The 1,462-nt window shown below is 71.8% G+C and carries 2 protein-coding genes; both read right to left on the bottom strand.

Annotated elements, in window-relative coordinates:
* Nucleotides 1-144: 144 nt before the first annotated feature.
* Nucleotides 145-1,281: a glycosyltransferase gene (locus AC5RV2_RS17900; RefSeq protein WP_494093446.1), complete on the bottom strand. Its 1,137-nt coding sequence runs from the start codon at nucleotides 1,279-1,281 to the stop codon at nucleotides 145-147.
* The coding region (locus AC5RV2_RS17905) for a hypothetical protein (RefSeq protein WP_494093447.1) at nucleotides 1,274-1,462 on the bottom strand (189 nt) is incomplete at its 5' end. The genes AC5RV2_RS17905 and AC5RV2_RS17900, both read right to left, overlap by 8 nt.

The following is a 1,462-nucleotide window of genomic DNA, read 5'->3' on the forward strand; positions in this document are numbered from 1 at the left end:
CGCGGCCGACGACCGGGCGCCCTCCGGCGGGATGACGTTGAAATGCCGCCACGGGCGCCCCGCCCGCCGGCCGTACGTGACCAGGGTGGCACCGACGTCGGCGGCGTCGTAGATGTGCAGGACGCGCGGTTCTGCTGCCACCGCTCAGGCCTCCTGCCGGGCGAACAGACTGTCCACGGCCTGCTCCCAGCCCTTGATCTGGTGCTCGGAGGACAGCTCGCGGGCGGCGGCGTGCGCGTTGGCCTTCCACTCGTCCACCAGCTGCGGCGTCAAGGTCTTGAGCACCTCCACCAGGGCCGCGGGCGTGAAGTCGGCGGTGACGGCGCCCAGGCCGTGCCGGCGCAGCAGCGTCTCCATGGCCGGCGAGGGCCCGATGATCAGCCCGGTGCGGGCCTGCACGGCCTCGAAGAACTTGTTCGGCAGGGCGTGCGCCAGGTTGAAGTTGGTGGGCGGGATGATGGAGACGGCGACGTCGTATTCGGCGACGGTGTCCACCAGCCGGTCGTACGGGACGGGCTCACGGAACCGCACGCGCGGCAGTTCCTCGCCGAGCGCCTTGAGTTCGGCGACGTAGGCCGGCTCGTTGGGCATCACGATCAGGTCCAGCTCCAGGTGCTCCGGCGCGCCGCGCATGGCCTCCATGATGTCTTCGATCTTGCGGTAGCGCTGTCCCGCGGAGCTGTAGATCATCCGGATCTTCGCGCCGGTGGGCCGCGGCTGCCGGTCCGCATAGGGGGCGGCGTTGGTGACCACGGAGGCCGAGACGCCGAAGTCCTTGGTGTACTGCTCGGCGATGCCCTCCGCCACCGTGGTCACCGAGCGCACGGCCGGCAGGTAGGTGCGGCAGAGCCAGCGGACGTAGGGGGCGACCAGCGCCCGCCAGGCCGGTTTGTTGAAGTGCTCCTTCGGCGCGAATTCGTGCAGGTCGGCGTGGACGCCGCGGTCCGGGCCAAGGCTGAGCGCCAGCGGAACGGTGTTGGTGTCGTTGGCCAGCACCGCGTCGAACCGCTGGCCGCGCAGCAGCTTCCGGGCCTGCGCGACCGCGGCGATGTTCCAATACACGTCCACGTAGCGGCGCAGGGCGAGCCCCCGGGGATCGCGCGGCCAGCTGGCCAGCGCGGTGTCCAGCTCGAAGTGCCCGGCGACGCCGTCCGGCGCGGGGCCGTAGCCGCAGGTGAACACCCGGTACTTGTCCTTGAACAGGGTGATTTGCTTGAGCACCCGCGGGTCGCTGCGCAGCGGCGAGAGCGAGAGGACCAGCAGGGATCGGGCATCAGTCACGGGGCTGCCTTACGTCGGGGCTGACGGATTCCGGGGCGGCGGAGGAGCCGCTAACCCCGGCGGGACGGCCCGCCGCCGCGGCCGGGCCTGCCTGCGGCCGGGCATCGCGCAGCCGGGAGGCGGCGGTAAACGCGAGCGAGTTCAGGTTGGTCCGCAGCGGGGCTTCGCGCCGGGCGTTGTC

This window comes from Arthrobacter sp. Y3225116 (assembly GCF_059091245.1).